We start from the raw sequence: 23,586 nt of genomic DNA, 5'->3' as shown, positions 1-23,586 counted from the left end.
GAATGACTTTATGAGCCTAGTGCGACGCAGGGTAGCGTGTCGAGCGAGCTTGGGATCACCGGCACACAGCTGAAGACGTGGCGGCTTGAGGTAGAGACGTTTGGTTCATCAGAAGCCAAGCGCCGTCAGAAGGCGGATGCCGCTGAACGGGCCCGCCTTCGCAAAGAGAACAAGCGTCTTGCTGAGAAAATGGCGATTTTGGATTGAGCCGGAACGGCGACCGATCCGGGGGATCGTTATCCCGGTGAAAGCATCCGCTTTTTTCACAACGGGGGCGGTGAAACCATGACGAACAAGCCAAAGCTGCAATCTTCGAATACATTGAGGTCTTCTACAATCGCCAACGTCGCCACTCCAGTATCAGCTACAAAACGCCCCTGCAGGCATTTGAAGATACAACTTTGAAAATGGCCGCATAGGGTCAATAGTGAAACTGTCCGGTTTTAGGGACGAGGATCATCCAGGCGGCTGCCATAGTTCCAGCGCATCACCCGGGTGCCGATTGGGGGTGGTCAGAATATCGCGCACAGACTGGCGCAAATGCACCAGACCCGAGAGCCGTTTTCCGGTGGATGCGTCTAGGCCAATCATGCGGCGATCATGGTCACAGGATCAGCGGCGAGACCTCTGGCGGTTTTCCGGTTTGGTTATTTTGGGTCGTGGACGTTTCCTTATCTAAGCAACTGCATCGCGGGTAATTCGGTACCTATATCCAGCTCAGTTAAACAGTATTTTTGGTCCTAACCCGACCTCAGTAGAGAGCCTCGACACACGCCTGTTTTTCGGGAATTGACTGTTTAGAGACGACGTCGCAAATTAGTGTGAACAGGGAGTAACTGAATGCCACTTGTTGGTTCAACCGAGAACGCCACCACGGGCACGGCTAGCGTATTAGCGCTACGCGTTCGGGCACATCTCTGCCGAATTATCGGGCATGCAACTCCCATCACCTATCAAGCTCTTGCCAAGGCTTTGGGTCTCGTGCCACCAAACACGATCCATCAGCTTACTGTCGCATTGGAATGCCTGATAGAGGAAGACACCGCAGCCGCGCGCCCATTAATCGCAGCGCTCGTGGTCAGCAAGGCTCGAGGTGGACTGCCTGCGCCAGGCTTTTTCGATTGTGCGCAGCGGGTTGGTCGTTTCAAAGGCGATCCATTGGGGCCCGATGCCCCAGCTTTTTACGCGGCAGAGTTGGATGCAGCCGTCGAATACTGGCGCGCGACACCCAAAGCTGTGGAAACAGATGCCTAAGTTCGAAGGCCATCCTGAACATCGGGATCGAAAACGCTCAACGGCACGACTTTCGCCAAGCCGTTCATTGGTCACTGAGGTACCAATCAATGAGGCCAAATAACACTCGGGCTTTCGCTTCAAAAATCCCATGGTCGATGTTCTGAATTAGCCTTACAAGGATGCTATCGAATGCAGACGCGCTTCGCGGCAACTGCGAAACAGGAGTTGTGCCCATGGTAGAGCCAGAGACATTTACTTTTCTTGCAGATCTCGCAATGAACAACCGCAAAGCCTGGATGGACGAACACCGCGTTGAGCGCGACGATGCCCTGCGCAATTTCACCGGCATCGCGATGACACTGCACGACTATGCTGATCGCTTTGATCCTTTCATAGCTGACGCGGCGATCAAACCAAAGCAAAGCTACACCAGGTTCCATCAGGATCCGCGCAACCGCATCGGACGTGCGCTGTACCGTGCAGAGGTGGATGTTTTTGCCAATGCCGGTCATCCCACAGAAAACTTCGGATACTACCTCCATATCGAGCCAGGAAACTGTTACGCAGGCGCCGCGCTTTTTCAACCATCCAAACCGGCACTGGTACAGTTGCGCAAGCGTCTGGTCGATGATCCGGAGGGCCTGAAAGCCATCTTGGCCGATCCTGAGTTCAAAATGATTTTCCCAGACGGAATGGTCACACGAAAGGAGTTGGACACTGTGCCGGAGGGTTTTGTAAGTCGCGATCCCGCGGCGCCCTATTTGAAAATGGTCGGCCTGGGATGCCGAAAAAACTTTCCGGACGCGCTTTTGCTTGACGACAAGGTGATAGATCTGCTGATCGAGATCTTTCGCGCCGCCAGCCCATTGGTGCGCTACTTCGACTGATTGCACGCAAGAGAAATAGCGCGAGCGGAGCTATTGTCGGATGATGGGGCTGCATCCATTGACATGGTCTAGTACGCTCGACAATGCAGAGCACTTCGTGAATGCAACGACCCACCGCTTTCCGCCCTAAATGTCGGAAACTGCACTGCACACCAATGCCATAAGAGGTTTCTCAGCTGACAATGCGGTTATGAGTCGAGAAAAGGCCCGAAATCTGCGGTTCGGACTTTCAGGACGTTCTCTTAGATCAGTCCAATTGGTGCTTTCGGCCCATACAAGTCGTTCGGAGATACCCACTGGTCTCCCCGCAAACGGAGGTTCGTGCAGCCTGCTGCAATAACTCTCACACGAGTCAGAGACCATCGCCCTTATGGACCAACTTTCACATTGGACCACCCAAGTGGGGCCGCTCAACTCAAGCGGGGATGGTCACTATCATCAGGTGTCGACCGCTCGCCAAAATTTCATCTGGCCGACGTTTGGTTCACCCGATACTTTGCAAGAAATTTCAGCGCAAAGAGGGCACTGCACGCCATGAAACTTGAATTTCACCACATCAACTTTGTTTCACACGACGTGGACAAGCTGCACGACTTCTACACCAACCTGCTGGGCCTCGATGACATCCCGCAGGAGGACTTCCCACGCACCGAGGCCAAGGGGACACAAGGCTATGACGGCCAGATTCGCTTTGCGAGCGATGGCCAGATGCAAATGCACCTCGCAGAGCGTCGGCTCGATGTCGCCTTCACAAATGGGCAAGTCATCAATCCAGTTGACCGAGGCCACATCGCGTTCCGCACAGATGATATCCATGCATTTCTCACACTTTTAAAGGACAATGATATTCCGTTCTCGGACTACGGAACTTCGTTTGCCAAAAATTGGCATCAGGTCTTTTTTCAGGACCCGGAAGGTAATGTGATCGAAGTTCACCAACAGGTCCAAAATGAGTGAGGACGATGTGTTGCGCGGCTGTGGAAGCACGGAGCCTACACGTTATTGTAGCGAACGGCCCTAACCGGGCCTTCGTGACCACTTTGGCGAAGGTCTGGATTATGCTCAGAGCAGACCTGACTGTACCGCAATTTAAACGCTCAAGATGAAGTTGCAGCAATAATGGACTCTGCGATGTACAGGTCCTGCAGTGCGATGCCGGAGCTATCGAAAATTGTTATTTCTTCAGCTGTGCGACGGCCCTCGGCAGTATCGGATAAGGCAGCACCAATCGCCGTCAAAGACATTCCAGCGTCGACGTGTTGGAACTCACCAATACGGGCAGATTGTTCCGGCAGATCGCAAAACAATCGGCTTTGAGAAAAAAGTTGGGGCGGCAGTTCTTGCTTACCGATTGCATCAGATCCCATGCTCGAGATGTGGGTACCCGGGCGAACCCAATCTGCCTGAAACAAAGGTTTGGTGGCGGTCGTTGCCGTCACTATTATGTCGGCGGCGCGACAGGCTGTTTCTGCCTGTGCCCCTTCGGCAGGCAAGCCCTTCTCGCGCAATTGGGCTACAAAAGCACTGGTCCGGTCTGCATTCCGGCCCACGACCATGATCTTGGTGAGCGGTCGAATACGCGCGATGGCCTGCGCTTCATAAGCAGCTTGGTGGCCGGTGCCGAACAGGGCAAGCACTTGAGAATCCGAGCGCGCCAAAGCGTCAGTTGCGACGGCATCGGCAGCAGCTGTGCGATAAGCATTCAGCTTGCCCGCTTCGACGATGGCACCGATCCGCCCCTTGGTCTGATCAAACAGCAGGATGATCGAGTCGTGACGCGGCAGCCCCGCAGCGTCGTTGGTTGGGAAATACGACCCGACCTTCAACCCCGCCAGACTGCCATCGGCGGCGGACTTGATGGTAAATTTGTTCTGCGGGTTGCTGGCATTGCCCAACACGACTGGAAAGATGGCTGCCTCTGATGAGTTGGCGGCGATCAACGCACGACGCACGGCCTCATAAGCCAGTTCATGAGATATTGCAGCGCCAGATTGGGCTTCGGTAATATGGATCATGACCTGTCTCCTTACCAGCCGCCGAAACGCGGCCATTCAATCAGGGCGCTGTAGGGTTCGGCTGGTATGACGGTGAAATGGGAATGTTGCGCTGCGGTGGCACAGGCGTGGTTTGGTAGAATGCGCAGGCGCGTACCCACAGGCAGGTCGGGCATGGGGGAGGTCGCGCCGGATCGACGAGTGATGATCCCGTGTTCTTGATTGGCTGACGACAGGATCAAGTCTGGAAGGATGGTGCCCGCCTCGTCACAGACAACCCCATATCCTTGATCCACCGCTTGGTCTGCGGTGCCCCGATCACGCGACATTGCCATCCATCCGGCGTCTACCATGGTCCAGTCCCGATCAGTCTGGTGCCCAATCACGGTTGTAAGCACCGATAGCGCGATATCTTCCTTTTGGCAGACGCCAATCCCAGCCATCACCAGATCAAAAAACACATAGACCCCCGCGCGCAACTCGGTCACTCCGGTCAGATCACGCGCGGCATGAGCCGTAGGTGTGGACCCGACGCTAACCACCGGACACGGCAGGTCAGCCGCGCGCAGCGCCTTTGCAGCATCGACTGCCGCCGCGCGCTCGATCTCGGCGAATTTTGCATGTGCCTCGTTGCCTACGACAGTGTAACTCTCACCGGCATGGGTCATCACCCCTCGTAATTCTGCCCCACCTTGGTGAAGGATACGCCCAATATTGATCAAAAGGGGATCGTCGGGCCGCAGGCCGCCACGATGACCGTCGCAGTCGATCTCGATAAGCACTGGAATGGGAACTCCCGCCTCACGTGAAGCCTTGGCCACTTCTTCGGCTTGTACCACATTGTCCAGAATAACACTTAGGTCACAGCCAGAAGCGCGAAGCGCCACCACACGTGGCAGTTTCTGCGGCGCAATGCCAACAGCGTAGAGAATATCCCGTACACCTGCGGTCGAGAATGTTTCGGCCTCGGCCAGTGTCGATACAGTGGCCGGACCATCCCCTGCGGGCAAAAGGCGCCGCGCCACATCAACGGATTTGGCGGTCTTCAAATGCGGTCGCAGCGATACACCCAGCCCCTGTGCATGATCTGCAAGCCGGTCGATATTCCGCATCATTTTTGCCTCATCCAAGAGCAAAGACGGCGTTATCAAATCGAAAAAGCGGGGATCAGCGGTCATGTTTAGGTCCTTCTGGTGAGTACCTGTTGCGTTTATCGGTTGTAAGAGTGATTGCACATTTACCCGTTCTAACAATCACATTAAGCGTTTGGTTAATGCTTAGCTTAACCGATCTTCGTTTCTTTCAGGCCGTCGCAGCGGCTCCGTCGCTTGCAGCAGCTGCGCGGGTGCTGAATGTCACGCCCCCAGCCGTGACTCAGCGCCTAGCCCAAATAGAACAAAAATTACAACTGAAGCTGGCTGACCGAGGACCCGCAGGTCTGCGCCTCACAGCTGAAGGCGGGCTTCTGGCCGAACGCAGCGCTGCTATTTTGACCGATCTCGACGGATTGGCCGAGGAGTTGGCAGAGCGCCGTGGTGCTGTAGCGGGCCCGCTTCGCATCGTGGCCCCGTTTGGTTTTGGGCGGTTAAAAATTGCGCCTATCTTGGCAGCATTCGCCCTTGAACATCCCGAGCTGGCGCCCTCCTTGACCCTAACCGAAGATCCCCGGGGCGCAATGCGGACTAACCTCTGGGATGTGCTCATTCATGTCGGAAGATTACCCGATTTGGACCTGGTCCAGAAAAAACTTGCCCCAAACCGCCGCCTTCTCTGCGCCGCGCCGTGCTATGCGTCTCGACATGGTCTGCCAAAAACACCAAATGATCTGCCTATACATCGTATCGGAGTGGTGAGGGAAGATCAGGCCGACGTTACGCTTTGGTCGTTGACCCGCTCAAGCGGAGACACAGAATTAATCCGCATACATCCAAGTTTTGAAAGCAATGACGGCGAAGTGATCCGAGGCTGGGCATTGGGCGGCCTTGGCATCATTGAACGATCAGAATGGAGCGTCGCCGATGACTTGCGGGAAGGTCGGCTGCTGTCCGTCCTGCCGGATTGGAGATTGCCGGACGCAGATGTTGTCGCCCTTATGAACCCCCGCTCAGTTCGAGCCGCTCGGATCGAGGCGTTTGTGTCACATCTGAAGACCCAGCTCTCCGAGGCTGCCTGGTCGTTGGATCAGTAACCGCGCATCAAACTGTTCGAGGCCATCGCCGCTGGCCAAGAGCACTGCTTGAGCGCCCGTTTGTCCCGCAGTGCGGACATTCAAGCAATGCGCAGCCAGATGAAGGTTTCTGAGCGTCCATTGCCGACAGGCGATTGCAAAGCAATCTGCCGAGAGGGGGTATGTCGGATACTGCGAAAGTTTCAACGGGCGAATGCGGCCCTCTCACACATGCTTTGCATGTGCTGCCGGGTAGCAGACGAGTTGCTCAACGGCGAGATATTCTATTCCCTGCGCGAAGCCCAAATCATCATCGAAAGCTGGAGGAAACACTACAACGCCAAACGACCCCACAGTGCCCTGGGCTAACGCCCACCGGTGCCTGAGGCCATCGTACCGATGGACCAAAGGCCAACCATGCACTAACTTTCAAACTGGACCACCCAAGTGGGGCTGCTCATGGGTGCATCTCCTGCACCGGTAGGGGTGCATTTCCTGCACGGGTCGAAGGGAGCGACAAGACACCTCCCCTGAGGCCATTCATCAACGCCTAGTTGCGGCCCGCATGATGTCGAGCTTCAGCCAAAAAGAGCTCGCCTCAGCCGCGGGTATTAAATACACGACATTTCGTTCGCAAGAGCAAGCTGGCTCACCATCAGTGCGGTTAATGACCTATTTTCTCTCTGCATTCCAGGTCGACTTTAATTTCATCCTCGGCGGAGATCCCGCTCGACGGCCCTCCGACGTTCTTCAAGAGATACTGAAGCACCTCGACTAACACACCACCAAACCAAGGGTGCGAACACCCAGTTCAAATTCACGCCAAACGGCAACAAAAACTTGGCTACGAGCCTGGATAGCATTCGGTTCGCCCAGATGTTCATGCTTTATTCCTATTTCGCGCGATCCATCAAGCTCCCAAAAATGGGGAGATATACGAAATTCTCGCACTCAAGCCTGACTGATACAGAAATTTCGTATCCAAAGGGACTGCAAAATGAAGGGGAGATAGATGTCTGCTCAACAAAAAATGATCATTGAAACGGCCCGCAACGTTGCTTTGCAGCCAGAAGAATACACCGATGACCCAGCCCAATTCACCACGGCCTGGGCTACACTTAATGCCGCCCGCGGTCAGAGCATCAACACCAGCCGCCTGCGCGCTGCTCACCTGATCGAACGCCGCCTGCCCACCACTGAGCCAACCGAAATCGAGAAGTGCATGCAGCGCGTCACGGCAAAGACCCGCAACCTCATCCAGGCTCGATGCTCTGATCTTCCTCCAGCCGCATGATGACTTTCATAATCAGTGACGCGGGCGCCGCTGAGGGGGCGCATAAACCCATTCCGAAAATCCCCACCCACGCCCCCGCATTTTCGTCCGACAAGAGAACCCAAGACATGGACATGGACATGGACATGGACATGGACATGGAACCACTGAAAGTTCTGATCGGTTGCGAGACAAGCGGCATTGCACGCCGTGCCTTTGCTGAGCGCGGTCATGATTTTTGGTCATGTGATGTTGAACAGGCAGAAGACGGTTCCAATCGTCATTTCGTGTGCGACATACGGGACGGCATATTGTCGGAAGGCTGGGATTTGCTGGCAGTTATGCACCCACCCTGCACCCGACTCTGCCGATCCGGCCGCCGCTGGATGAGAGGCCCGGGCAAATGGACGCCGCCAAAGCAGCTCCCTAAGGGCCGCACATGGGAAAGCATGCGCTCTGAATTCGAACTCGGGATCAGCATTTTCACGACCTTCTGGAACGGCCCAATTGGGCGCGTTGCCATCGAAAACCCAGACATGAACGACCTCGCCCGTGACCGAATGCCCTCGGATCTGCCTTCCCCGCAATTGGTGCAGCCTTTCTGGTTTGGTGAACCGGCCTATAAGTCAACCGGCTGGTACACCAGAGGTCTCCCTGAGTTGACTGAGACACAACGCCTGCAGGAGCCAGAACGAGACAGCGACGTATGGAGGCGTTGGAACCGTGTTCACCGCATGTCGCCAGGTCCAGAGCGCGCCCGCCTTCGCAGTCGGTCATTTCCCGGCATGATGAACGATCCAGCGCCGGTGGCGCCAGGCAAAGACTTGGCTGCAGCAATCCGCCATTATTTCGCCAGCCCTAAATATACCGATCTCGCCCAGCGCACCCAGAAAGAGTATGACAAGCATATTGCCTACTTTCAAAAGAAGATGACCCATCTGCTCCCGCGCAACGTCGAGCGGTACCACGTCATATCCTGGCATTCCGCCTGGGCGAAGAAAGAGACCCCACATGCTGCAAACTACCGATTGACGGTCATGAAAATCCTAATGGAACATGCCAAGGACATGGGTCTGCGAACCAAGGAAATGGAAAACCCGGCCAAGGGAATCAAGGCAATAGAATACGAAAAACAGGATCGGAAGCCCTGGCCACAAGACAAGATTGAAGCCTATCGGCGCACTGCAGAGGATCGTTCTCTGCTTGTCATTGAGATGTGCATAGGCACCGGCCAACGCATTGCCGATGTTCTGAAAATGAAGTGGGGCGACATTCAGGACAGCGGCATAGTGCTGCCCCAGAACAAGACGAAGAAAGACCTTCGGGTCCCTCTGACATCTCACCTCAGCATTGCCCTGTCTAATACGGAGAAGCGCAGCGTATTCATCCTGACAAATTACCGCGCCACAGGCCCTTGGTCATATCCTGGTGCGTCCGATGGCGTAATGAAGATCCGGCTTCAGATCGGCGCTGAGGCATATGACATTCACGCCCTGAGACACACCACGGCAACCGAACTCTGCCTAGCTGGTGCCGATGATGAAACGATAGCTGCAGTAACTTTGCAAAGCCCACAAATGGTACAGCATTACACCCGGACAGTGCGTCAGAAAGTACATGCTCTAAGGTCTAAAGATTTCCGAGATTGATTGTTGTTTTGACACTTGCGAACAGAACAGAACATAAATAGAAGGTGTGGCAGACTGTGTGGCGGACCACCGTGAACCACATATAAGGTCTTGAAAAGGCGAGTTGGCGGAGTGGTTACGCAGCGGATTGCAAATCCGTGTACACGAGTTCGATTCTCGTACTCGCCTCCATTTAAAATCAATCACTTACACGATATTCCCAAGCGCCGAAAAAAACGTTCGCAACACGTTTCGCAACATTCATGTTTCGGTCCCGTTCTGTTCCCCGGTATATTCACCAGTAAGCGTTTGATGGCTCGACTGGGGTTCGAACGTCACTCCAACGGCTCTGCTTCGACCTTTGTGCGATAGCCGCCACTGTCCAGTGTGTGTGTCGCCTGTGTGATCAGCCATTCGCCGTCAATGTAGGATCTGAATCCGGCAACTGACAGCTTGGCCTCGGCCATCGCATCTGGGTTCCCCTTCATGCTGACAGAGAATGACCGCCCTGCCCGTTTCAATCGCTTCAACTCTGCATCAGCTGCCCGCTGTGCCGCGGCCTGGTTTGGCTGGCGCCGCTTTATCCGGCGGATGGGGTCACCCTCGCCTGCCCGGCATTCTTGCGACCGCCCAGCGCCAAGGTCCTGGTAGACCGTGATCACAGATCCGACAGCGTCCCGGACGCTGTTGCGGTAACGCCAGCGGCTCACCTTCGATTGCGTCAGCAGCAAACTCGGCATGGGCTGCCCCGATGCGGTCAGGCTTTCGCCCCTCTTGGCCATGACAATGCGACCATCACCGGGTTTGGCGATGGCGTCATGGTCCCGCGCCACCCGCGACAACAGGTTGATATCGCTTTCGTCAATCTGGTCGATGTGGGCCAATGCAATTGCGGCGAGGCTCTTTGACACGGCCTCCTGCAGCCCATGTTCTCCGGCGATCTTTGCCACCAGGTCGCCAATTGTCGTGCCGTCTGGCCAGCTGCGCTTTTTCTGATCCGTCAGTGCCGTTTTGCCGCTGCTGCTTTCCCCAGTCAGAGAGGCATAGCCCGTCACCGTCATTTGGTCCGGCGGGCCTTGCATCTCAACGGTATCCGCAATGAACAGGCCCATGTATTTCAACTGGAACGCATAGCCGAGCCAGACCTTGATTTCCGCACCGGCGCTCGGCTCAACTAGTTTACCAAACAAAGCGGTGTCACTCAGGGTGAATTGCACCTGGTCGGATTTCACCCCGGCAGCATCGGTCAGTGTCAGGTTTACCAGGCGCGATGCCAGGGTGCTGCTGATGTCCGTCCCATCAACCGTGATGCGAAAGAATGGCAGGAAATCGATCAATCCCATAGGCGCACCGTCTCGGCTTCCTTGGGGACCTCGATCACTGGCAGTTGCACCAGCGTGCCGATTGGCAGAACGGGGCCTTGGTCGGCCAGGCCAGGATTTGCCTCGAGCACGGTTTCCAGCGCGCTCGGTACCCGGTTGCCGTAGTGACGCCAGACGATCTCGTCCAGGATCTCGCCGTCTTTAGAACGGTAGGAGGCTGCGAAGTCCGCCATCATATCTCCTGATGTTGAGGGTGAAGTCTTGTCGCAGGGGCGTACCCTGAGCGGCAAACTTACGCTGCCCCTCGCGCACGCCTTCTATGACCCAGATGCCCATAACTTTTCCGGTACCCGCCATCATCGGCAGAGGAAAACCCAACTCTGCAGTCCGACGCATGCGGTTCAGCTGATCCAACCCGCCTTTGAAGTGAGGATAGATTACCCCTTGCAGATTGATTGTATCTGGCCCCAGCCCTGTAAATTGCAAAGCGTCGGCTGCGCCAACCTGTTCAATCGCTGCCCAGCGGTATGCGCTGGACCGGTTCAGGCTCTGATAGGCCGCATTGTCGATGCTGAATTGATAGCCGCCCAGCTGCAGCATGGTTCCCGCCATCATCCGCCCCCGTACTGGCCATAGTCATGCGCATTGTCGTAAAGCGCCCCCGCCTGCGCAGCGCGCCCCCGGCGTTCCAGCTCATCAGCAAGGTCGGAAACAGACATATTCTGTGCATTAATCTGGGCATGGATAATAACCGGCGCAGGCTGCGCGGCTGGCGCCAGTGCTGGTATCATGGCCGGGGTCATAGTTTGGGCCGCCTGCTGAACCTGCTGCATCACTGGCGCTGCTACCGTTTGTGCCTGGTCCATCGCCCGGCGCAAACCGCCGCCCAGCGCAGACATCAAAGGCGCGGCGCGGGCAGAGAGCCGGCTCAATCGCTCGGTTGCGCTGGCATGGGCCACATAGCCGCCCTTGGAATTCCAAATGGTCTCCGGCCCCTGTTCTCCAACACGGCGGAACCCCCGGCCAATATCACCCCCCAGAAAGGAGCCGGAGATGTTTTTGGGGCTTGCCGCAGTTTGGGAGCTGGGTTCGCCGTTCCACCAGTTCGAAACAGCAGACCCTACGCCCTGAATACCATCGACTGCGCCAGCGCCCTTGTCCCGCAACCAGGTCAACCCATCGAGCACCGGTTTCAGCTTGCCCATCAACCAATCGAACTTTTCGCCCAGCCAGTCGACCACAGCACCGATAGAGGCTTTGACCTCGCCCCATGCCCCGGCAATCCCGCCCGTCGCCGCCAGAGCCTCCATCACAGGGCCGATGGTTCCATCGTATCCGGTGCGCAACACGGCCCCGATTCCAGCAATCACGTTTCCAATGACAGTTCCGACCGCATCCCATGCCTCAGTGATGTGGCGGGTCACCCCGAGCATATCTGTGATCGGTTTGATCCCGTTCTCCCAGACGAACTTGAACACCCCACCGATGCCATTGAGGATCGTGGAAAGGTAACTTTTTGCTCCATCCCAAGCGGTGACAAGCCCTGCGGCGGCCGCGTCCATATCGCCGCGCCAGAGACCGCTGATAAAACCGCCAATACCCTGGAAGGTGGTTTTGACCCCATCCCACAGCTCGCCGAACCACGGCCCGATTTTTTCCCAGTTCCGATAGATCAGATAGGCAGATCCGGCGATGGCGGCGACGGCCAGGCCAATGGGGTTCAGCAGCAATGCCCGGCCGATCATGCCAATACCCTTAGCCACCAGTGGCGCGGCCCCTGTGACGCTGGCAAGCGAGACCCCGAGACGGCCAACGGCCAGACCAAAGCTGGCGATACTGCCAATGGTACGCGCGGCAAACAGCCCGCCGATCACCACGCCAAAGTTTTCCCAGCCGCCAGTCATTTCGGCCACTTTGGTCACCACCGTGCCGATGGTGCGACTAACACGGCCCATGCCCTCGGCCACCTGCCCGATTACCGGCAGAGCCGCCTCGAGCTTTTCCGAGGCGGTGCGGGCAAAATCGGCAATGTCATCGCGGTTGGTGATCGCCCAGGCGCTGAAACTCTTCATCGACCGGGTCACCACCGGCATCAGCTCGGAACCAATGGTGTTCTTCAAACCCTTGACCACCAGCTGCGCATCAAGCTGGGCATCAGCAAAGGCCTCGGCGCCCCGGGCCGCGTCTTCACTTAGCACATAACCGGTTTTTCGGGCGTCCTCACGCAGCTGCTGCAGTGCCTCAGAGCCATTGCCCAGCATATTCACCATGCCAATGCCGGAGCGGCTGAACAGGGCTGCAGCGATGGCCGCGCGCTCCGCTGGGGCTTCGATCAGTTGCATCTTATCAGCAATGGCCGCCATCGCGTCTGCAGGTCCCATTTTCACCAGATCCTGAGCACTCAGCCCGATCTGATCCAGGGCTTTCTTAGCAGCCCCAGTGCCCTGCGCCGCCTCGCCCAGGCGCTTTTGCATCGCCGTCAGGGAGCTATCAAAACTCTCGGCTGAGACGCCGGACCGCTCGGCCGCATAGCGGTATTCCTGCAGCGCCTCGATACCGATGCCCAGTTTGCCGGCTGTTTTGGCGACAGTGTCACCATAGGCCGCGGTTGAACTGGTCAGGGCAAAAATACCTGCTCCGGCAGCTGTCAGGCCAACACCCATCCGGCGGCCCATACGGCCAATGTTTGAGGTCATTCTGCCAAAGGTCTCGCCAACGCGGGCACTGTCGCGCATGGCCCGCTCCCAGCGGCGCTGCTTGCGGACCAGATCCTCGAGCGTGCGCTCAAGGTCTTCATATTCCCGGTCCAGCGCTTCAACGGATTTGCCCTGTTTCTTCAACAGGTTTCGGTCGCGCGTCAGCTCGCGCTGGCGTGCCTTCACCAAACTGATGCTGCCGCCGACCTTGTCAAAACCGGACCGGATCAGACCGACATTCTTTTTGAAAGAATTCTCGAGGACGCTGCCAATGGTGATTTCGGCGCTAAGTCTTTGCTTGCCCATTGATGCCCTCTATCCACCACAAAAAGCGGGTCACCCGCATTCCTGTAATCTCTGCCTCTGACCACCCGGTGAAACGCGCCAGGGACAGAACCCCGGCACGTGCCACATCAGGCGTCAGCCATTCATAAAACCCAGCGCAGCCTGCAGGCGGCCATAATCCCGCATCCTGGCGCTTTGGATGTTTTCCGGTGCGATCTCCGCGAGATTGGCCAACAGGATCACTTCGCTCATGGCGCTCTGGCCCTTGGCAGCTTTGTCGGCCGCCAACATGTCCGAGACAGCGGGCTCACGTAGGGTCAGCGATGTGCGCTTTGCACCATCGACATCGATGCCGCGCGCCAGGGTGACGATCAAAGAGCCGTCTTCGCCCTCCGCGAGGAATTCTGGTAGTTCGTTCATAATGTATCCTTAGATGCCGAGTGCCGCGCGCTGTTCAGCCAGGCGATCCACCCCGCCGACGATGCGAACCATGTTGATAACGTCGATTTCTGTCACGCTGACGCCGCCGATGGTTTCCTTGAAAGCCTCAAGCGTCATGTTGATGGTGATCGAGGCGGACTGCCCCGGTGACCAGGTGCCGCGATCCGGCTGCAGGATCTTGCCGCGCATATTGTGAACAACCGGCGTGACCGTGCCGTCCTCGCTTTCCAGCGCGCCGCGTGCGGTCACCTGGATCAGCTTGCCGGGGACGATGCCCCAAAGCGCCAGCACGTCAGCGGAATAATTCCGCAGGACATAGCTGGTGGTCATTTTCTCCATACCCATATCGATATCGATTGGACCGTCCATGCCGCCCGCGCGGTATTCCTCGGCTGCAACTGATGGGCTGGGCGGGGTGTAGTCCCCCAGTTCGCCCGCGAAGCCACGGCCATCGATGAACAGGTTGAAGTTTTTCAGGATGTTACGAATAGCCATTATGCAAATACCTCGGCGATATAGTCATTGACCAGATGTGAGCGGAACGTGACCCGCTCGGCCGGATAAGGCGGGGTAAAGTCGAAGTTGAACCAGACCTGCCCGTTCTGGATGCTGGCGGCGGTGTTGAGATCCGGATCCGCCCAGCACTTGCCACCGAGCAAGGCACCCTGTGCGACCAGCCCGGCAATGAAGCCATTCACCCCTTCGACCACGTCCTCGACGTAGGTTTTGGTGATTGCGCGATCAACAGCCCAGAGGTGCGCCCGCTGGATGCTTTCGTTCAGCACATCGGCGGTGCGGCGCACGCAAAGGAACTGCCATTTTGCATCCCCCGTCGGCACCTGGTTGCCCCAGAGCCGAAAGCCGTCTTGTCGAATGACGGTTGTCACCGCATTGGCATTCAGCAGGTTGGCGCGGCTGGATTGATCGCCCAGCTTGAAGTCAACTGGACGCGAGGTGCCCATGATGCCAAAAATGCCCTTGTTGGACGGCGACACCCAGAACCCGATATCGTTGTCGGTGCGCGCGATCACCCCCGCAACCCGGGCAGAGGCCGGTTCATCGACGATACTGCCGTCGCTGGCCAGCACCTTGACCCAGGGGTCAATCACATAGATCCGCCCGGTGGTGCCCCAGTCGCCCGCATAGGTCTGTGCGGCGGCGTCCGTGGTGTTCGGCCCATCGGCCACGATGATCGCGCCGATGCGGTCGGCAATGCCCTCGAGCTCCGCAACCACTGGGTTGGCCAGGTCACCGGGGCGCTGATGGGTCCAGCCGGGGGCGCAAAGAATACGCGGCGCATGACCAACAACGCTCTCAGAGCCCAACAGCGCATGCACGCCCTCAAACTGGCCGGTGCCCGCGTTTACACCACCAAGGATATTGGCCAGCGTTGCCGTCTCGTCGATGCCCTCTTCGACGCGCACCACAATGACCACTGCGCCGATCTGATCAAAAATACCGTCCAGCGCACCAGACAATGTGCCGCCACCGGTGCCATCAACGGTGGCGTCCAGCTTGGCGGCCTCAAGGCGGCTGCCTGCGATCAAAACCGGGGTATTCAGCGGAAATGCAACCGCATCAGCCTGCGGGGCGGTGCCAACGATGCCGATAATACCCGTTGAAACAGTTCGAATTGGGCGCGGGCCTGAGTCAATCTCGAGCACTTCGACGCCGTGAAGAAAACCAGCCATTTTAACCTCGCTGCTGTATGCGTGTTGCCGTGATATTGCACGGCCCAGCGTGTCATTCCCTCTGGCGGAATTCCGACTGGTTGGCGGCTCTACTTATCCTTGGCCAACAGCCACAGATCCCCGATGGTCGCCTCAGACACCGCAGGGGTATCTGCGAGGGCTCCAAGAGCGATCATCTGAGCCACCAGCCCCATCGTCACCTCAAAGCGGAAGGCGTTTTGGCTCAGATTGAACTTGAGCTCCGCATAAAGATCCCGGTCCGAGGCTTTGGCTGCAGTCAGCACAGTCTCGGTATCATCCTCCAGCCCGCTTTTGGCCAAGAGCCAGCCGAACTGGGCAGGGGTCAGGGGGTAATCACTGGGGTCTGTCGATACGACAGGCTCTGGCGGCGCCAGACGCACCTCCCAGTCGGCATTCTGGGCAATCTGTGCCGCAGAGCCCAGAACCTCACCAACATAGAACCCCGTGGCTTTGCTGAATATGTAATGCGTGGTTTGGATGTCTTCAGCTGGCATGATTATTCCTTCCAGGCGATTGCACGAATGTCGAATTTGGTTGCGCCATAGGTGATGATCGCACCGCCACTCGTGCTGCCACCGTTCGGCTCTTGGTGGATATTAATGGCACTACTGTCCGCATGGGTGGCCCTGCGCCGCGACCCGTCGCCATCGGAGTAAGGCAGCACCATGATCACGTCGCCCACAACAAAGCCGTTTGTTGCTGTGTGGCATTTCACCATCCACTGATATCGCATCGGGGTGCTGGCCAGACCGTGCAGCACCGAAAACGGCGCGGTCCATCCCGACACCCAGCCGCTGTCGTAATCAGGCCTCTGCAGGGCGGCGATTGCCTGCGCCACCCGCTCCGGGGTCATCAGCCCGTTACTGTTTGTCCCTGCTTCAGCTTGAGCCTGGGTTGCAATAGACGCCGATATTGTCAGATCAGCCCCCAGAGTTCCGCCGCCTGACAGCCCGGTGCCGGTACTGACATTGCGCGTCGTCTGAACAAAAGACGCCGAGTTTTTTCCGTCCAGCATGTCGGCGTCCAGCCCGGACCCGGCCCCGTCAACACTCAGAAGCTTGGCCAGAACGTCTGCCGCCGTATAATTCGCGGCATCCAGTTTGGCCGCGATCAGGGCGGTTAGCGCCGCCGAGGTATCGCCATTATCAGTGATGGCTGCAGCCAGCTCATTGAGCGTATCGAGCTGCGCCGGGGCGGCGCCGACCAGCGCATTGATCGCCACCTCGATGGCCTGCCTGGTGCGCAGCGCCGTCATCAGCTGAAGATTATTGCTGCCCGCCTCGGCTACAGCCTGATCTGCCAGATCCGCGACAAGCGTCAGGCCCGTGTCAATGGCACCGCCGCCACTCAACCCGGTGCCGGTGCTGATCACAGTGGCCACCGCCGCCGCGATCTGCGTCTTCAGCCATGCGGTGCGCTCGGCCAGCTGCTGCGCCTGGACGTTGGCAATTCCGGCGCCGGTCTCGATATTGGGCGGTCCGCCCAGCACCGGGTCACTCTGCTCGATCTGATAGATCCCGGCAATCCAAGCGGCGGCCTCAGGCAAATTCGTCATTGGATAACTCCATGAGTATAGCTGCCGTCATACGCGATGTCGGCGTTGTAGCGGTGGGCGGCTTCGGTGAAGTACAACCCCTTGAGGTGGCTGCGAGCCGGGGCAACATTGGTCAGGATCTCGCGCACCTGGGCGGCCTGATCTATGGTGATGGGGCGGTCCAGATAGATCCGGTATTCAGCCCAGTGATCCGGGCCTTCGTGGATCTCAGCGCCGTCATATTGGACGGTGCCGTCATAGAGCGAGCTGGGCTTGCCTTCGACAATGCGCGCGGTGCCATAACCCGCATCGGTGAGCGCGCGGCGCACCGCGCCGACGGTGCCTTTGCGGCGATGCACCTCAACAGAGCCGGCGATCACCGCCCGCTTGTCTTCCTCGGCCCAAGTTGGGTCCCAATTGTCGGCCGAGAACGACCAGGCAAGCCAGGGCAGCAGGTCCTCGGGGCAGGTTTCCGGATCCCAGAGCGCCTGCAACAGGACTGCGGGTGCCAATGCCGGGCCGGTGACCGCCTCGATGTCGCGTTCCTGGCTACTGGCGTTATGGGGCAGCAGACTATCAGGCACCGGTGCCCCCCACGGTTACAGTGATGCCAGTGCAATAGGGCGCTTGCGCCTCGCCGATCACGATATCCGCCACCGGGTTTGCCAGCGCCACATTCTGGACGCCCGGCTGGTGCAAGGCAGCATAGAGGCCGGACAGAGTGACATCGCGGCCAAGATGGTGTTGGGCAGCTGCGTAACCCACAGCGGCATCCTCGGCTGACTGGCGCACCACCGTGCTGTCAGGGCCGGGCAACACCGTCAGCATGGCCGTAATGGCATAATCGGTGATTGTGGCGGCTTGCACCGTCACCTGATCTGTCAGCGGCCGCACATCGTCGGCGTTGAGAGTGGCCATCACATTAGCAACCAATTCAGCGCCTGCACTGCCATTGCCAGTGCGCGACAGGATTGAAACCAGCACCTGACCTGGCGCCGGGCTCTGGACGCTGGCGTCCGCGACATCGCCGTCCGCGCCCAGTGCATGGAAGATATAGGCCCCGGCAGGGCCAGCGGTGCTCAGCCCCTCAAACGCCAGCAACATGCGGCGGCGGAAATCCTCGTCACTTTCCAGCACAGGCGACACTGGTGGCAGTGTCTCCGCATCACCTAGGTCAATGATCAGGCGCTCGACACCAAAACGCGCGGCGATCTGGTCCAGATTACTGCCCGTTGCATAGGCGGGCATGACCGCGCGGGCGCCATCATTGACCCGCTGATCCGTCAGCGTTTTGTAATAGGCTGCGACTTCCAGAATTTTATACGCCGGGTCACTCTCAACCAGAGCGTCAAAGACAGGATCGCGGGCGCGAAGATCTGCCAGCATTGCAGCAAGCGTGGCCTCGTAACTCACCGGCAACACCACGTTTGGTGCGGGAAGTTGGGACATATCAATCGCTGTGAAACCACCGGCCATCAGCGCACCTCAATGCCATCAAGGGTGACTTGCTGGCCTGTCGGCAGATATTGCCCCTCAATTGAGACGGTAACACCACCAGGCTCAAGCATGTCCACCGCCACCAGATCGACCGTTAACCGCGGCTCCCAGGTCTCGAGCGCCTCATAGGTGGCGGCCATCATATCCAGGCGGGTGGCGTCGTTCATGGGCGCATCAACCAGCCGATACAACCGGCTGCCATAGTCCCGGCGCATCACCCGGGTGCCAATAGGGGTGGTCAGAATATCGCGCACAGACTGGCGCAAATGCGCCAGGCCCGAGATGCTTTTACCAGTGGATGCGTCAATGCCATTCATGCTGCGATCATGGTCACAGGATCAGCGGAGAGACCTCTGGCGGTTTTCCAGCATAGACACTCTAACGCGTGCAAGTGATCTCTACGACTGTTCAACGGACTTTACGAACCTTCGTCCAGTTCAATTCACCTGCCTTCTCGACACTACTGACAGAAAAGGAAACGCTAATTCAACCATCGGCGCTTAGACTGACGTTTCAAAATGAGTGCCTCGACACAATAAGCCAAAGACCGCACGTATTGTTGCAGAGTTGAAAGCCATTATTGACCTACCTTAGCGTCATTGGCTAAAGTGGAACTTCGGATTAGCCGGAACACTCGAGCAAAATGTGAACTCGCTCATCCATGACCACAAGATGTCGTGGCACGTAGAATATATGGTAAGCTCAACATAGGGCCTTGGCCCCACGTTGAGGTTTAGAAAGGAGACAAAATGACATACCCATATGGTTGGAAAGACGACCCAACCCGGAAATGATCATTCTAGTTCTGCCAGACGCTGTCTGAGACAGTAGTCGTGAAACTGAAATAATTGCTCCGCCAATGCGGCGATCCTCACTGGCGGAGCCTCATGCAAGACATTTAGTTTCGTTCTAATCTCCTCAATAACTGAAATTTTATCAGCGAGTTGAGTGCGGACGAACAACTCACAATCAATACATTGGAAGTTTGCCTCTACTTCACGATTAGTGAGTTTTTGCAACTCTCCCTCGGACAACTTCCCCCGTGAAATCAAGAAGTCTTCTGAAATCTTCTCCATCGTTTGATCGAAATTTACGCATTCTCGAAGATCATCATCAGAAACAAGCGCGTTGTTTGGGCAGGTCGACAAGCGCGCCCGCGCATCTAGGCTCTGACCGAGGTACTTTTCAGCGTTTATCTTTGCTTCCGCCAGTCGCCCATCGTGTGTTCCAATAATTTCAGCGTAATAATAAGCGAGAGATATATAAATCGAGTTTCCGCGTCTCCAATATTTCTCGTATTCCCTTGTGTTTTCCTCCGGAACCTTGATGTGTTTGAAAACAGATACGGCCGCCTCTGTTTCGTCAATTGCTTCGAGTCGATCACCACTGAAGAATTTGAAAAGGGCCACATTTGCGAAAGCAAAAGTTTGCTCAAACGGATCTTCAATTTTCTCCATCCACAAAGCCAGCCCCTGCTCTGCTTTTCTGAGAGCCACCCGGTCGTTCGCATTTCTAGCCAGAAAATAATGTGCAATAAACGGAGCAAAGTTTTCAAAAGAGTAATTTACGGCGCTCCGATTGGACAGAGACATAATTTGGGTTTCAACCTTTCGGACTTCTTCATACGAGGTATCTAGTGATACCTTGGACAAACTCTCTTTAAAATCAATGCCATCCTTCGTTTTACTAAATTTCTTCTGAATGCTACTCATTGCCTCTTCGAACATGTCGCTCATCACACATTCGTTGATTGCGTTCTTCTTACTTTTTCTCACCCTAGAAACATTGCTTAACGTGTCTCTCAAAAGATCGCTTTGCCAATCGATCTGAGCTAGAACATCTCCCAATGCCTCGAAATTTTTCAATAGGTTAGGATCAAATGGAGCGGGAGATTTGTATATTAAGTCATGGGTCTTCGCCCCCCAGGCATCATGCATGGCTGTTTTAATTTGAATTTCGCATATCGGTGAAGTAGCTTCGTTGTATGAATGTTGCCTCACATTGTAGTGGCAAGCGAAGTACCCCCGATCGGAGAGTACACGACCATATTCTGGGTCAATATCAATTTGCGCTTTTTCGCGATCGTCAACATGAGCCCCTCGAACTTTATCGGCGCGCATGGAACCTTGTCCGATTAATTTGTCCAAAATTCTACAAATGGCAACAATATCCGATGGATATGAAACAACGACCGTAAAACCTATAATGTCCGGAATCTCCCACAGGCTTCCATGTGAATTACTTTTCTCGTTGTGGTAAGAATTAAACTTGCCCGCTATTTTCCTAACATTTTTAAATTTATCACCACCTTGCCGATCTTCTCGTCCATATATTTTTACAATTCTCTCCGCCCTTACCGCCCACTCTATCATCTTGCGAATATCCCGCAGCGTTTCTTCGAAAAGTTTCGCATTAAGACTCACAAATTTGTTTACGGATTGAACGGAAACTGGAACATCTAGCTTTGTAAAGCTCATCGTAAAATCCATTTCGTGTTATAAACCGCTGTGACAGTCCTACGGCATTTAGACACTACCTTTCATTCCGCAAAAACTCAACTGACCCGCCCGCAACCGATGATCTACAATCGACCGGTTCTCCAATCCGGCCCAACTGTTGACCATTGGCGGACACTGAGCCGGAGCCGGAGGCAAGGCTGCCGCCATGACACAGCGGCCCCGGAATACAATGGGCTGCCCAGCCGTCTCCCTGGCGATGCACGGAAATACCATTGGCAAGCACATTGCCGCTGCCGCCAGTACTGGCCCGTGGAGAAAAGGCTCCATGCCCCGTGCAGCTATCTCCTTTTCGTGTGACCGCAGGCATCAGTTTTGATCAATCCGGGCGCCGTTTATGGTGACACCTCCGGCGTCCACAACGATGGTTGATCCATTGCTGGACAAGGTGATTGCTGAGCCGGTGATAGTGATCGAGGAGCCGCCAATTTTGACGCGGTGCAGAGTTTCACTTGACCCTGCCCCCGGGTTTCCATCACTGAACACAGAGCCAAGGATCACCCCCTGCGACGTTTCCCCCGATTCAGACAGCACAACAACCTGCTCGCCAATGGAGACTGGCGCCCAGACTGTGATCGCGGCGGCGCGCTCGGCCATCCAGGGCAGCCAAGCGCTTTCGCTGTCGCCGCCAAAACTGACCTTGGCGCGTGCGGCCCCGGCATCGACCGCTGTCACAACACCAAATCGCACGATACCCTCGCGGGCCTGCTCATTTCTGCTGGCAGCGTAAGTCATGCGGTGCTGTCCAGCTCTGTATATGCGCCATCTTGGCCGGGTCCTGTATCAGGCGAATAGCCCACCATCACACGCTCCGGCGTGACCCCCTCGCCGGTCCAGACGCTTGCGCCCAGATCAACCTGCTGATCCCATTCAACCGCCCAGACCTCAAAATTGTCAAAGGCCGGGTCAAAAGCGTCAGGCCCGATCACGGTGACCTTTGCCGGGTTCACGGACTGGCCCCAGCGATTGTCATGCACCAAGACACCAAGAGCCCCCGCCAGTTTGCGGATCTCCCGTTTGAGGTTTTCCTGCCGGAAAGAAAAAACCACCCGCGCGGCCCATTTGGTCACCACCGCCAGCTGTTCGGTGCCTGGGTCACTATCCGGGTCCGCTTCCATGTCGACCAGCTCGAGCAACACCGCAGGCATCAAAAGGTCTTTGCGGTCAGCGCCGTAATCCTCGACGGTTTGCAGGTCGGGAAACTGCTCTCTGATCCTGGTCAGGATTGCATCGTGCAGCTGGTCCAGGTCGATATTATCCGCCATGCTCAGTCCCTTTTGCCAACGCGATAGAGCGTCCGTGATCGCACCTCAGCGCGGAAATTCTTGAAAAACACCTCTTCGATCTCATCGAAAACCTCGTCTTCAATGTAGATCTGCGCCTTGTCCTCAATGGCCATGCGCTCCTCTTTGACCGGCCAGCGGGATTTGGAGACGCGCCGCATGACCGTTTGCCGCCCCTTTGCGTTTCGTCCAACAAATGCACCGTCAAAATCTTGCCCGGCAAATGAGGCCCCGGCGCCGGTGCGGGTGGCGCGACCTTTGAACGCCGATACCCGCATATCGTTCAAACCAAACCACATGCGGACCTCGCCCATCGCCTTGCCACGCTTGAACCTAAATCCTTGCAGACGCTTGCGCAGCTCGGCGGCGCTGCGCAGCCCCAGCTCAGTGCGCAGCCCCTTGCGGCCCCGGGTTTTCATGGTGGACGCGGTGCGCCGCAGAGCACGGGAATAGGCATGCCGCAGATCTTTTTCGCTGGCATCGAACTCATCAGCGATCTGTTTCATCTCGCTCGTGTCAAAGTCAAACGCCAGCATCTATCTACCCTTTCGCCAGGCGCAGCACCGCAAAGCCGGTGCCGTCAGCCTGCGGCCCGGTCAGCAGGTAATAGGGGGTCCCATCAATCTGAACCGCGTCCTTAGCCGCCAGATCAGCCACATCAGCAGCCTTGCAGGTCAGGCGCGGATCAACGACATCCGCATCATATTCTCCCAGTTGGGCATTCAGATAGGGCTCGTCAAAGATGCCCCGGATCAAACGGGAAACGCCCCCCTGCGGCGTGACCATCGCCTCAAGGGCGAAATCGTCAAGCTGCAGGAAGGCGTCAGGATTTTCCCAAGGTGGGGCAGACATCAGTCCTTGCCGCCCTCAGTTTTGGCGGCCGGTTTGGCGGCGGTTTTGGCGGGTGCTTTCTTTGCTGGTGGCTTGCCCGGTTCAACCTTACCCCGGGCTTTCAGCGGTGCGGCCTGCGTGTCAGTCAAGGCAATCGGATTGCCTGGTTTCATGATCTTCTTGTCCCAGACAAACGAGCTGGTGACTGTATAATCGGATGTTTTTGACATTCTGTGTCCTCTGTTTTGACAGATAAAGCGGCGGGCCGGTTCAGCCCGCCAGAG

General features: G+C 56.8%; 29 protein-coding genes, 1 tRNA gene and 3 pseudogenes. 11 read left to right on the top strand and 22 right to left on the bottom strand.

Going from position 1 to position 23,586, the window contains the following annotated elements; genetic code table 11:
* Positions 1-36: 36 nt before the first annotated feature.
* Entirely contained in the window at positions 37-207 is a 171-nt protein-coding gene (locus QPJ95_RS14295) for a hypothetical protein (RefSeq protein WP_286018128.1), read from the top strand.
* Between the two features lie 86 nt (positions 208-293).
* Positions 294-419 (top strand): annotated as a pseudogene (locus tag QPJ95_RS14290) (IS3 family transposase); the annotation flags it as partial.
* 37 nt (positions 420-456) lie between these two features.
* Here the strand turns inward: QPJ95_RS14290 and QPJ95_RS14285 are convergent.
* Complete coding sequence (locus tag QPJ95_RS14285; protein WP_270919773.1) at positions 457-591, bottom strand: GPW/gp25 family protein; 135 nt, start codon at positions 589-591, stop codon at positions 457-459.
* 249 nt (positions 592-840) lie between these two features.
* Between QPJ95_RS14285 and QPJ95_RS14280 the strand changes: the two genes are divergently transcribed.
* From QPJ95_RS14280 to QPJ95_RS14270, 3 genes are all read left to right on the top strand, one after another.
* Complete coding sequence (locus tag QPJ95_RS14280; RefSeq protein ID WP_270919772.1) at positions 841-1,254, top strand: hypothetical protein; 414 nt, start codon at positions 841-843, stop codon at positions 1,252-1,254.
* A 215-nt stretch (positions 1,255-1,469) separates the two neighbouring features.
* Positions 1,470-2,123, top strand: a complete 654-nt coding sequence (locus QPJ95_RS14275; protein WP_270919771.1) for a DUF2461 domain-containing protein — start codon at positions 1,470-1,472, stop codon at positions 2,121-2,123.
* 534 nt (positions 2,124-2,657) lie between these two features.
* Positions 2,658-3,080: a VOC family protein gene (locus tag QPJ95_RS14270; RefSeq protein ID WP_270919770.1), complete on the top strand. Its 423-nt coding sequence runs from the start codon at positions 2,658-2,660 to the stop codon at positions 3,078-3,080.
* Positions 3,081-3,220: 140 nt separating this feature from the next.
* Here the strand turns inward: QPJ95_RS14270 and QPJ95_RS14265 are convergent, their stop codons facing one another.
* On the bottom strand, positions 3,221-4,138 hold the full coding sequence (locus QPJ95_RS14265; protein ID WP_270919769.1) for an ornithine cyclodeaminase family protein: 918 nt from the start codon (positions 4,136-4,138) through the stop codon (positions 3,221-3,223).
* Positions 4,139-4,149: 11 nt separating this feature from the next.
* The gene (locus tag QPJ95_RS14260) at positions 4,150-5,295 is read right to left on the bottom strand and encodes a DSD1 family PLP-dependent enzyme (RefSeq protein ID WP_286018127.1); all 1,146 of its coding nucleotides are present in this window, start codon (positions 5,293-5,295) and stop codon (positions 4,150-4,152) included.
* A gap of 26 nt (positions 5,296-5,321) precedes the next feature.
* Between QPJ95_RS14260 and QPJ95_RS14255 the strand changes: the two genes are divergently transcribed.
* From QPJ95_RS14255 to QPJ95_RS14230, 6 genes and pseudogenes are all read left to right on the top strand, one after another.
* Complete coding sequence (locus QPJ95_RS14255) at positions 5,322-6,305, top strand: LysR substrate-binding domain-containing protein (RefSeq protein WP_270919767.1); 984 nt, start codon at positions 5,322-5,324, stop codon at positions 6,303-6,305.
* Positions 6,306-6,542: 237 nt separating this feature from the next.
* A pseudogene (locus tag QPJ95_RS14250) lies at positions 6,543-6,653 on the top strand (integrase core domain-containing protein); the annotation flags it as partial.
* A 643-nt stretch (positions 6,654-7,296) separates the two neighbouring features.
* Entirely contained in the window at positions 7,297-7,578 is a 282-nt protein-coding gene (locus QPJ95_RS14245) for a hypothetical protein (protein WP_270919766.1), read from the top strand.
* A gap of 137 nt (positions 7,579-7,715) precedes the next feature.
* Positions 7,716-7,956 (top strand): annotated as a pseudogene (locus QPJ95_RS24235) (hypothetical protein); the annotation flags it as partial.
* Positions 7,944-9,206 (top strand): tyrosine-type recombinase/integrase, encoded by a 1,263-nt coding sequence (locus QPJ95_RS24070; protein WP_390923817.1) that lies wholly within the window; start codon positions 7,944-7,946, stop codon positions 9,204-9,206. The pseudogene QPJ95_RS24235 and the gene QPJ95_RS24070, both read left to right, overlap by 13 nt.
* Before the next feature lie 97 nt (positions 9,207-9,303).
* Positions 9,304-9,377: transfer RNA gene (locus QPJ95_RS14230), tRNA-Cys, on the top strand.
* Positions 9,378-9,520: 143 nt separating this feature from the next.
* On the opposite strand, the gene QPJ95_RS14225 is transcribed toward QPJ95_RS14230, so the two are convergent.
* The 19 genes from QPJ95_RS14225 to QPJ95_RS14135 all read right to left on the bottom strand — a co-directional run bounded on the left by QPJ95_RS14225 (position 9,521) and on the right by QPJ95_RS14135 (position 23,532).
* A complete protein-coding gene (locus QPJ95_RS14225) occupies positions 9,521-10,528 on the bottom strand; it encodes a contractile injection system protein, VgrG/Pvc8 family (RefSeq protein WP_270920413.1) in 1,008 nt (335 codons plus the stop codon).
* On the bottom strand, positions 10,519-10,740 hold the full coding sequence (locus QPJ95_RS14220; protein ID WP_270920412.1) for a tail protein X: 222 nt from the start codon (positions 10,738-10,740) through the stop codon (positions 10,519-10,521). The genes QPJ95_RS14225 and QPJ95_RS14220 overlap by 10 nt, the downstream gene beginning before the upstream one ends.
* Complete coding sequence (locus QPJ95_RS14215; RefSeq protein ID WP_270920411.1) at positions 10,709-11,107, bottom strand: phage tail protein; 399 nt, start codon at positions 11,105-11,107, stop codon at positions 10,709-10,711. The genes QPJ95_RS14220 and QPJ95_RS14215 overlap by 32 nt, the downstream gene beginning before the upstream one ends.
* An 11-nt stretch (positions 11,108-11,118) precedes the next feature.
* On the bottom strand, positions 11,119-13,509 hold the full coding sequence (locus QPJ95_RS14210; RefSeq protein ID WP_270920410.1) for a phage tail tape measure protein: 2,391 nt from the start codon (positions 13,507-13,509) through the stop codon (positions 11,119-11,121).
* Positions 13,510-13,623: 114 nt separating this feature from the next.
* A complete protein-coding gene (locus QPJ95_RS14205) occupies positions 13,624-13,908 on the bottom strand; it encodes a phage tail assembly protein (protein WP_270920409.1) in 285 nt (94 codons plus the stop codon).
* A 9-nt stretch (positions 13,909-13,917) separates the two neighbouring features.
* Positions 13,918-14,424, bottom strand: a complete 507-nt coding sequence (locus tag QPJ95_RS14200; protein WP_270920408.1) for a phage major tail tube protein — start codon at positions 14,422-14,424, stop codon at positions 13,918-13,920.
* The gene (locus tag QPJ95_RS14195) at positions 14,424-15,620 is read right to left on the bottom strand and encodes a phage tail sheath C-terminal domain-containing protein (RefSeq protein WP_270920407.1); all 1,197 of its coding nucleotides are present in this window, start codon (positions 15,618-15,620) and stop codon (positions 14,424-14,426) included. Before QPJ95_RS14195 ends, QPJ95_RS14200 begins: the two co-directional genes overlap by 1 nt.
* An 89-nt stretch (positions 15,621-15,709) precedes the next feature.
* Entirely contained in the window at positions 15,710-16,135 is a 426-nt protein-coding gene (locus tag QPJ95_RS14190) for a hypothetical protein (protein ID WP_270920406.1), read from the bottom strand.
* A 2-nt stretch (positions 16,136-16,137) separates the two neighbouring features.
* The gene (locus tag QPJ95_RS14185; protein ID WP_270920405.1) at positions 16,138-17,196 is read right to left on the bottom strand and encodes a hypothetical protein; all 1,059 of its coding nucleotides are present in this window, start codon (positions 17,194-17,196) and stop codon (positions 16,138-16,140) included.
* Complete coding sequence (locus QPJ95_RS14180) at positions 17,193-17,759, bottom strand: phage tail protein I (RefSeq protein WP_270920404.1); 567 nt, start codon at positions 17,757-17,759, stop codon at positions 17,193-17,195. The genes QPJ95_RS14185 and QPJ95_RS14180 overlap by 4 nt, the downstream gene beginning before the upstream one ends.
* Positions 17,752-18,624 carry a baseplate assembly protein gene (locus tag QPJ95_RS14175; protein WP_270920403.1) on the bottom strand — a complete coding sequence of 291 codons (873 nt, stop codon included), beginning with the start codon at positions 18,622-18,624 and terminating at the stop codon, positions 17,752-17,754. Before QPJ95_RS14175 ends, QPJ95_RS14180 begins: the two co-directional genes overlap by 8 nt.
* A gap of 26 nt (positions 18,625-18,650) precedes the next feature.
* Entirely contained in the window at positions 18,651-18,989 is a 339-nt protein-coding gene (locus tag QPJ95_RS14170) for a GPW/gp25 family protein (RefSeq protein WP_270920402.1), read from the bottom strand.
* 477 nt (positions 18,990-19,466) lie between these two features.
* Entirely contained in the window at positions 19,467-21,149 is a 1,683-nt protein-coding gene (locus QPJ95_RS14165) for a nucleotidyltransferase family protein (RefSeq protein WP_270920401.1), read from the bottom strand.
* Positions 21,150-21,204: 55 nt separating this feature from the next.
* On the bottom strand, positions 21,205-21,498 hold the full coding sequence (locus QPJ95_RS14160; protein ID WP_270920400.1) for a PAAR domain-containing protein: 294 nt from the start codon (positions 21,496-21,498) through the stop codon (positions 21,205-21,207).
* Positions 21,498-21,923, bottom strand: a complete 426-nt coding sequence (locus QPJ95_RS14155; RefSeq protein WP_270920399.1) for a phage baseplate assembly protein V — start codon at positions 21,921-21,923, stop codon at positions 21,498-21,500. Before QPJ95_RS14155 ends, QPJ95_RS14160 begins: the two co-directional genes overlap by 1 nt.
* Positions 21,920-22,453: a hypothetical protein gene (locus QPJ95_RS14150; RefSeq protein ID WP_270920398.1), complete on the bottom strand. Its 534-nt coding sequence runs from the start codon at positions 22,451-22,453 to the stop codon at positions 21,920-21,922. The genes QPJ95_RS14155 and QPJ95_RS14150 overlap by 4 nt, the downstream gene beginning before the upstream one ends.
* A 2-nt stretch (positions 22,454-22,455) precedes the next feature.
* On the bottom strand, positions 22,456-23,007 hold the full coding sequence (locus QPJ95_RS14145; RefSeq protein ID WP_270920397.1) for a phage tail protein: 552 nt from the start codon (positions 23,005-23,007) through the stop codon (positions 22,456-22,458).
* Positions 23,008-23,011: 4 nt separating this feature from the next.
* Positions 23,012-23,323, bottom strand: coding sequence for a head-tail joining protein (locus QPJ95_RS14140; RefSeq protein ID WP_270920396.1), 312 nt, complete (start codon positions 23,321-23,323; stop codon positions 23,012-23,014).
* Positions 23,323-23,532 carry a hypothetical protein gene (locus QPJ95_RS14135; RefSeq protein ID WP_270920395.1) on the bottom strand — a complete coding sequence of 70 codons (210 nt, stop codon included), beginning with the start codon at positions 23,530-23,532 and terminating at the stop codon, positions 23,323-23,325. Before QPJ95_RS14135 ends, QPJ95_RS14140 begins: the two co-directional genes overlap by 1 nt.
* Between the last annotated feature and the right edge of the window lie 54 nt (positions 23,533-23,586).

Origin of the sequence: Parasedimentitalea psychrophila, assembly GCF_030285785.1 — a bacterium.
In the GTDB taxonomy this organism is placed as follows: Bacteria; Pseudomonadota; Alphaproteobacteria; order Rhodobacterales; family Rhodobacteraceae; genus Parasedimentitalea; species Parasedimentitalea psychrophila.
The sequence above is the reverse complement of the archived record's forward strand: the minus strand, read 5'-3'. Positions and strand labels throughout refer to the sequence as shown.

What these genes read in the sequence shown, in the direction of transcription:
- QPJ95_RS14285 (WP_270919773.1), bottom strand. Translation starts at nt 591, where the DNA reads ATGATTGGCCTAGACGCATCCACCGGAAAACGGCTCTCGGGTCTGGTG.
- QPJ95_RS14280 (WP_270919772.1), top strand. Translation starts at nt 841, where the DNA reads ATGCCACTTGTTGGTTCAACCGAGAACGCCACCACGGGCACGGCTAGC.
- QPJ95_RS14275 (WP_270919771.1), top strand. Translation starts at nt 1,470, where the DNA reads ATGGTAGAGCCAGAGACATTTACTTTTCTTGCAGATCTCGCAATGAAC.
- QPJ95_RS14270 (WP_270919770.1), top strand. Translation starts at nt 2,658, where the DNA reads ATGAAACTTGAATTTCACCACATCAACTTTGTTTCACACGACGTGGAC.
- QPJ95_RS14265 (WP_270919769.1), bottom strand. Translation starts at nt 4,138, where the DNA reads ATGATCCATATTACCGAAGCCCAATCTGGCGCTGCAATATCTCATGAA.
- QPJ95_RS14260 (WP_286018127.1), bottom strand. Translation starts at nt 5,295, where the DNA reads ATGACCGCTGATCCCCGCTTTTTCGATTTGATAACGCCGTCTTTGCTC.
- QPJ95_RS14245 (WP_270919766.1), top strand. Translation starts at nt 7,297, where the DNA reads ATGTCTGCTCAACAAAAAATGATCATTGAAACGGCCCGCAACGTTGCT.
- QPJ95_RS24070 (WP_390923817.1), top strand. Translation starts at nt 7,944, where the DNA reads ATGAGAGGCCCGGGCAAATGGACGCCGCCAAAGCAGCTCCCTAAGGGC.
- QPJ95_RS14225 (WP_270920413.1), bottom strand. Translation starts at nt 10,528, where the DNA reads ATGGGATTGATCGATTTCCTGCCATTCTTTCGCATCACGGTTGATGGG.
- QPJ95_RS14220 (WP_270920412.1), bottom strand. Translation starts at nt 10,740, where the DNA reads ATGGCGGACTTCGCAGCCTCCTACCGTTCTAAAGACGGCGAGATCCTG.
- QPJ95_RS14215 (WP_270920411.1), bottom strand. Translation starts at nt 11,107, where the DNA reads ATGCTGCAGCTGGGCGGCTATCAATTCAGCATCGACAATGCGGCCTAT.
- QPJ95_RS14210 (WP_270920410.1), bottom strand. Translation starts at nt 13,509, where the DNA reads ATGGGCAAGCAAAGACTTAGCGCCGAAATCACCATTGGCAGCGTCCTC.
- QPJ95_RS14205 (WP_270920409.1), bottom strand. Translation starts at nt 13,908, where the DNA reads ATGAACGAACTACCAGAATTCCTCGCGGAGGGCGAAGACGGCTCTTTG.
- QPJ95_RS14200 (WP_270920408.1), bottom strand. Translation starts at nt 14,424, where the DNA reads ATGGCTATTCGTAACATCCTGAAAAACTTCAACCTGTTCATCGATGGC.
- QPJ95_RS14195 (WP_270920407.1), bottom strand. Translation starts at nt 15,620, where the DNA reads ATGGCTGGTTTTCTTCACGGCGTCGAAGTGCTCGAGATTGACTCAGGC.
- QPJ95_RS14190 (WP_270920406.1), bottom strand. Translation starts at nt 16,135, where the DNA reads ATGCCAGCTGAAGACATCCAAACCACGCATTACATATTCAGCAAAGCC.
- QPJ95_RS14185 (WP_270920405.1), bottom strand. Translation starts at nt 17,196, where the DNA reads ATGACGAATTTGCCTGAGGCCGCCGCTTGGATTGCCGGGATCTATCAG.
- QPJ95_RS14175 (WP_270920403.1), bottom strand. Translation starts at nt 18,624, where the DNA reads ATGTCCCAACTTCCCGCACCAAACGTGGTGTTGCCGGTGAGTTACGAG.
- QPJ95_RS14170 (WP_270920402.1), bottom strand. Translation starts at nt 18,989, where the DNA reads ATGAATGGCATTGACGCATCCACTGGTAAAAGCATCTCGGGCCTGGCG.
- QPJ95_RS14165 (WP_270920401.1), bottom strand. Translation starts at nt 21,149, where the DNA reads ATGAGCTTTACAAAGCTAGATGTTCCAGTTTCCGTTCAATCCGTAAAC.
- QPJ95_RS14160 (WP_270920400.1), bottom strand. Translation starts at nt 21,498, where the DNA reads ATGCCTGCGGTCACACGAAAAGGAGATAGCTGCACGGGGCATGGAGCC.
- QPJ95_RS14155 (WP_270920399.1), bottom strand. Translation starts at nt 21,923, where the DNA reads ATGACTTACGCTGCCAGCAGAAATGAGCAGGCCCGCGAGGGTATCGTG.
- QPJ95_RS14150 (WP_270920398.1), bottom strand. Translation starts at nt 22,453, where the DNA reads ATGGCGGATAATATCGACCTGGACCAGCTGCACGATGCAATCCTGACC.
- QPJ95_RS14145 (WP_270920397.1), bottom strand. Translation starts at nt 23,007, where the DNA reads ATGCTGGCGTTTGACTTTGACACGAGCGAGATGAAACAGATCGCTGAT.
- QPJ95_RS14140 (WP_270920396.1), bottom strand. Translation starts at nt 23,323, where the DNA reads ATGTCTGCCCCACCTTGGGAAAATCCTGACGCCTTCCTGCAGCTTGAC.
- QPJ95_RS14135 (WP_270920395.1), bottom strand. Translation starts at nt 23,532, where the DNA reads ATGTCAAAAACATCCGATTATACAGTCACCAGCTCGTTTGTCTGGGAC.